The following is a 2,948-nucleotide window of genomic DNA, read 5'->3' on the forward strand; positions in this document are numbered from 1 at the left end:
AGCTCGGCGTGTTGGGTGGTGAATCCGGCCGGATCCGGTGGCGTGCCATGGATTTCGGATCGACATCCGGCGATACTCTCCAGCCCGCCGTCCATGTCGTCGATGGGCTCACCGCGCAATAGACCCAGGCTCCATGCCAGGATCTCGGCGGTGGTGCGGTAGTTGATCGAAAGTCGGCGCGATCGTCCCGTGACATCGATTCCGGTGTCGCGCAGGCTCACTCGATTGTCGTAGATGCGTTGATGGGTGTCCCCTGCGAGGAAGATGTCGTCTGGACCCGGTGCCGTTGCGGCCCGCAGCACCCGCCATTGATCGGGGCTCAGATCCTGTGCCTCGTCCACGAGGATGTGACGGAACGGTTTCTCGGGGCTGTCCTGGAGAATTCGAGTGGCTTCGCGGCGCAGGGTCTCCCATGTCCAGACGTTCGACTCGGACAGCAGATCCTCGAAAAGTGTTGCGACTTCCCAGATTCTCGCCTTCTGCTGTCTCCCCAGTGCCCGCCCGCGGCCACCCCGGGATACCGTGCGGTACTGCTCCAGAGTGGTCACCTGTTGGGCCACGATCACGTGCCTCCACTCCTCGGCGAGGAATGTCTCGGTGAACCCAGTGGGGCACCGGGCGTGCGCCTGGCGCCAGAGCGCTGCCTCATCGTCGGCTGTGAGAATGTGTGGCTGACCGTACTTCTCGCGGAATGTGTTCTGCGCGAAGCGATCGACATTGCGAACGGTGATCGCCGCGGCGAGACCCGGATCATCGACCAAGGTCGTGATCCCGTCCTGCAGCGAATCCGCGAGCGTGGAGGTGAAGGTGGTCAACAGGATCCGTCCGGCTCCGCGTTCGGCCAGGCGGCGGGCCCGGTGCAGGGCGACGACGGTCTTGCCGGTACCGGGACCACCGGTGACCCGGGCGGGCCCGCGGAATCGTCCGTCCACGATCGCCTGCTGAGTGGGGTGCAGGTAGATTCGCCAGAGCGCGAACGGATCCGCGAAGACCTTCAGCAATTCCTCGGGCCCGTCCACGAGCAGCACGCGTCCAGGACTGCGCCGCACCGCGGTATCCAGATCGGTGGCGTCGATCGGTTCACTGACCGCATCGGCTCCGATCTCCGACCACACCTGCTCCACCGACAGCCCGGCGGCCAGACCGAACAGGACATCCCACTGGGTCGAAGGCAGCTTGCCATGGGCATCGTCGAGCTGCGCGTGACTGGTCATGGCCCGTGCCGCGGCCAAGGTCCGATCATCGATGCCGAGTCGCCGCAGCTCACTGTCCTTCACATGGCCGAACAGCCGCTCCGGCGTGCATTCGGCCGCCGCGGCGAGTTCGGGCAGTGCGGCGTCGAGCCCGCTGTCGTCCCTGATCTCGATACCGCCATTGGCCATGTTCACCGTGACATCCCGTCGCGCCGCCCAGGCGTAGGCATCATCGTGCCGCAGCACTTTGAGCAGCAGGTAGGTGTCACCGGTTTCGGGAGCGAGCACGATTCCACGCCAGTGGTTGTCGATGCGGATCGACCTGAAGCGCGGGTTCCGCGCGGTGTTGATCTTCTCGAGGTGCACCCCGGCGAAGGTCGCGTCGGCGAACTTCTTGAACACCTCACATACGCGCTGCTGCACCGGCCCGGCCAGCTTCCCGTACTCGAGCAGAAACTGTTGATGGATAGCAAGTTTCGGCATACTTCCCCCTGAAGTCGGCCACGACGCGATACCGATCAGCGCGGGCCGGAGCCTGCACACTATCGCGAGATGTCTGGTTCGTCCCTTAAACAACCTGCTGGATCGCAGATTCAGTGTGATTCGGGTGAGCTCGGGACTCAACCCTGTCCGTGGTGAACCGTCACCGCGGTTCGAGCCGCTCCGTCAAAGACGCGAAGGCGCGGGTCAGATCTTGCGCTTCCAGCGCAACCAATTCGGCCGCGGATGGTTCGTGCTCGTCGAGATCGCGTGCAAGCCGCAGATCTCGCAGAGCTGACGCCATTTCGCACAGTGTCCGGATGAACCGGCCGTTGCCGAGCTCGTCCGCCCACCCTTGGTCACCCACCAGTGCACAGGATGCCTGCAAGGCGGTTTCGGCTTCAGCGGTAAGCGTCTGACGTCCGGCGGCCAACATTGTCATCGCTATCTCGCCGAGTTCCGTGCCTGCGTAACCGGGGAAGTCGATGCGCGTGTTGAATCGCGACCCGAGGCCTGGATTCGTGGCGAGCAACTGGTCCATCTCGTCCTCGTAACCCGCCAAGATGATCACCAGCCGGTGCCGGTCATCCTCGGCTCTGGACAGCAACACTTGTAAAGCCTCGTCGCCGAACGAATCCCGATCGCCCTGCCCGCGGGTATTGCACAGCGAGTACGCCTCGTCGATGAAGAGCACACCGTCGAGCGCCTTGTCGATGACACGATCGGTCTTCGGCGCGGTGTGGCCGACATACCCTGCGACCAAGTCGGCTCGGTGCGCTTCCACCAGGTGGCCCTTGTCGAGCAGATGCAATCCCGCGAACACCTTGCCGACAATCCGAGCCACCGTCGTTTTACCGGTGCCCGGAGGCCCGGCGAACACCAGGTGATGCGGCACCGCCCCGCCCGGCAGCCCGTGCCGCTCTCGCAACTGTGACATGCGCAGCTGCGCGATGAGCATCTCGACCTGCTGCTTCACCGGCTCGACTCCGATCAATCGCGCGAGTTCGTCGACAGCCTCTCGCAGTAGCGCCTCCCGTGCCTCGTCGGTGAGGTCGGAATCACCCGAATGCTGGGTGACGATGGGGTCGCTGCCGGATCGACTGCCCCGCAACGGTTCTGCCGCACCGTGCCATGAGCGCATCGCCCTCGCCTCGCGGGTGTCGCCGACCGACACGTCGACGTCGATGTGGCCGCCGCCCTCGAGCGCGTCTACCTCCCCGGCGAGGAGGGTTGGGCGCAGCGGGTGGTCCGGCTGCACCGCGGCGACGGCCCGCG

2 protein-coding genes are annotated in these 2,948 nt (G+C 65.1%); both read right to left on the reverse strand.

Features of this window, described 5'->3' with window-relative positions; genetic code table 11:
• The coding region (locus ACWELQ_RS42555; RefSeq protein WP_452402654.1) for a UvrD-helicase domain-containing protein at positions 1-1,676 on the reverse strand (1,676 nt) is incomplete at its 3' end.
• Positions 1,677-1,836: 160 nt separating this feature from the next.
• The coding region (locus ACWELQ_RS42560) for an AAA family ATPase (RefSeq protein ID WP_452402655.1) at positions 1,837-2,948 on the reverse strand (1,112 nt) is incomplete at its 5' end.

The organism is Nocardia sp. NPDC004722 (assembly GCF_053601505.1).